Source organism: Monashia sp. HAY1-5C (assembly GCF_056755255.1).
Window position 1 is genome coordinate 1 of the sequence record NZ_JBPGXG010000490.1, and the last position, 257, is coordinate 257.

Consider the following 257-nt stretch of genomic DNA (forward strand, 5'->3'; position numbering starts at 1 on the left):
GTAGGAGCGCTCGAGCTGGAGGTCGTCGATCCGCAGACGGCCGAGACGCGCGGCCATCGAGCCCAGCGTCACGATCCGTGCATCCGTGTGCACCAGGGCCGGGATGCACCGGGCCACCAGGCGGAAGTGGCCGAGCACGTTGGTCGCGAGGACGTGCTCGTTGCCGTACTCGTCGGTCTGCCGGGTGCGTGGTGGGTGCACCATCCCGGCGTTCAGCACCAGCGCGTCCACGCTTCGTCCGAGCAGCGCGTCTCGGC

At 70.4% G+C, this 257-nt stretch carries 1 protein-coding gene; it reads right to left on the reverse strand.

Going from position 1 to position 257, the window contains the following annotated elements:
- Nucleotides 1-231: SDR family NAD(P)-dependent oxidoreductase (locus ACR9ZK_RS22550; RefSeq protein WP_481344158.1), on the reverse strand; the 231-nt coding region annotated here is incomplete at its 3' end.
- Between the last annotated feature and the right edge of the window lie 26 nt (nucleotides 232-257).